Origin of the sequence: Pseudomonas sp. PA-4-8C (genome assembly GCF_021606625.1) — a bacterium.
In the GTDB taxonomy this organism is placed as follows: Bacteria; Pseudomonadota; Gammaproteobacteria; order Pseudomonadales; family Pseudomonadaceae; genus Aquipseudomonas; species Aquipseudomonas lactis.
In genome coordinates this window covers 1-2,395 of sequence record NZ_WKCD01000457.1, presented here as the reverse complement: position 1 = coordinate 2,395, position 2,395 = coordinate 1, and the positions used below count along the sequence as shown (strand labels likewise).

The 2,395-nt window shown below is 54.4% G+C and carries 3 protein-coding genes and 1 pseudogene; all 4 read right to left on the bottom strand.

The genetic code is table 11. The annotated features are described in order from the left end of the window. Positions 1–184: pseudogene (locus tag GIW04_RS29880) on the bottom strand (integrase domain-containing protein); the annotation flags it as partial. Positions 185–894: 710 nt separating this feature from the next. Continuing rightward, on the bottom strand, positions 895–1,803 hold the full coding sequence (locus tag GIW04_RS29875; protein WP_003187750.1) for an ImmA/IrrE family metallo-endopeptidase: 909 nt from the start codon (positions 1,801–1,803) through the stop codon (positions 895–897). Between the two features lie 17 nt (positions 1,804–1,820). Further along, positions 1,821–2,132: a hypothetical protein gene (locus GIW04_RS29870; RefSeq protein ID WP_003187751.1), complete on the bottom strand. Its 312-nt coding sequence runs from the start codon at positions 2,130–2,132 to the stop codon at positions 1,821–1,823. A 9-nt stretch (positions 2,133–2,141) separates the two neighbouring features. Then, positions 2,142–2,395 (bottom strand): colicin E3/pyocin S6 family cytotoxin (locus tag GIW04_RS29865; protein ID WP_236479545.1); only part of this gene is annotated, 254 nt, incomplete at its 5' end.

Here is a 2,395-nt window from a genome sequence, read left to right as displayed (position 1 = left end):
TCGTTAAACCCCGGCCCATCCTCCGAGCGACACCAGCGCACAAACGCTTGCCAGCGATCACCGTGTGCTTTGACGGTCCCGTAATGCCACCGCCAAACAGATCTTTCAATGCCTGTGGCCCGGCATAGCTCAACTGCCGACCGTAGCCAAAATTGCGTCCATCTCGCCTGCCCACCAGTGCCATGATCGAACTCCTCTCGAAGCCAAAACTTTTAAAACTTTCCCCACGTCATCCTGCCAAGAATGTTGAGTGTTATCAGGGATCAAGGTCCCTGCGACCTGTGAGGGTTGTCCACTCACGCGGGACTGACGGCTCTTTACGACCGGGAGCTTGGGCATCTCATGATCTGGCCTCCTGAACACCGATTCCGGTGGGCGGGTGGAGACTGCATTGGCTGACGAGGCCAATGCCGCGAGATCCTGAATCCGGTGAAGACAGAGATGCGATGACCGGGGCATGCCTGACTGTCAGTCAGGTGCTGCCCATTCCCTAGACTGCGGCACCATCATCTGCGTCGCTGTTGCAGGTGACTTCGGTGTTTGTCACGCCGGTTGTCACGAGAGGGAATGCCGCAAAGCCTTGTACGAGTTGAGCGGTAGCAGCGGTAGGAGCGCCCGTCTCTTTCCGGGAAAAGAGACGGGCGCAGGTTGGCGCAAGGAAATGGCCAAGCGGATAGATTGCTGCAAGGTAGCTATGAAAGGGAATGAGTTGCCGCAGTGGGCGCGCAGGTAAAAGTAGGCATCCATCACATCGCTGTGTCCGTGCGAGCTGCCGGACGCTAATCGCACTTTGGGAGAGCCACCTCCGCGGGAAGTAGACTTAAAAGTTCGGGCTACCTGGCTTGCTGTCAACGACAGCGCTTCCCCCGATCTTTCCCAAACCTGTCTGATCACTCAACCCCGCAGCTTCAGTTCCCTCACCCGTTTGATCACAAACTGTTCAAACAAATGGTGCTTGGTGACCACATCGTACATTTCATATTTTTTGAATGCTCGGATGACGGCTCCGCAGATTTCTGCCTCGTCGAGCGCTTTGTTTTTGCCATAAGCAGCAGCGAGAATGCCGTTCATATTCTGCAAATATCCCTGCATGCCAGTGTCATTCAGGATGTGGGTGAAGACTTCCCGCCACGGCCTTGTGTCTACTTCCCGTATGTCGCGGCCGATGAAGGTCCAGGTCATGTAAAACTGGCCGTCTATTTCAAAGCTTTCGAAACGGCAGTCTGTCTGAAAGGTTTCGCTGCCGACTTCGGCATTTCGTTCTGGAGGATACGGTGCCGTTTGGGATCTTCGACTGCTGAGAACTCTGGATGCGCTGTCCACTTGCACGCAAATCACTGGCTGAATAAGCGGGCGCAATATTTTATTGAATGTTGCTTCTTTGGATGCCCCGGCGAGGGTAAGGACTGAGCGCAAGTACTGCTCCACACTGGAGGCGGCTTTGAATGTTTCACGCAGCCATTCAGATGGCATCAACAGCTCTGCGGCGAAGCGATTGGCTTCGGTCTCCATTTGGTTGTAGGCAGCATCAACTTCGCGGTTCTCCAAGTGGGAGACGATTGTGCCTGTATGCCATGGGATAACTACGTGCCCGATTTCATGGGCCAGTGTAAATTTTCGACGGGTAGCAGGAGCACTCGAGTTGATCAGGATGCGAGGCTTGGTAGCAGCACCAATGCCAATGGTGATTCCGTCCACGCCGAACGGCAGTTCAAGGTACTCAAGCTCCCCATAGGTAGAGGCTAGCTGCTCTAGATCGTACGGCGGTGTCAGCTTGCGGATGGCCAGGACGCGACTGGCCATTTTCTCTTCTGGGGTCACTAGATCTTGCCCACGCTACGTAGCCAGGCTTCGACTTTGGTCGCTTCAGCGACCGATCGCGCGCGCGCAGCAATCGCAAATTTGTCTTGATCGAGTTGGTCCTTAAGAGAGGTGCCGTACTTGTGGGCAGTCAATACAAAAGGTAAGACCGACGGGGTGGTTGACCACAGTTGGTACTCTTCCCACTTCATGCCCAGATATTCATGCAATTGCATGTCGGCACCTTGACGACCCTCGTGCCAGTCCTCGACGAATTGGTCGATCTCTTCTTCCAGCACATCGCCTTTAAGGCAAAGCTCTACAAAATTCATATGAACCTCTCAGTTCGGTTTGATCCTTCGTCCGCGGACGGCAGGTTTCAAAGCAAGCCCGGTTTCAGGGCAGACCGAACCCAGGTGAAAGCCACGTCGGTCGAAGACTTCAAACTCGCCGTGAAGCGAATCCCATGAGTAGTAACGTTGCTCTACGGCATCAAAGTAATACTTACGGCCACCCTCTACATACGCGACTCTGAAACCGCTGACAATAGAAGGATCAGGCCTCGGTTTGCCGCCCATCCGACGTTCCCTTAATC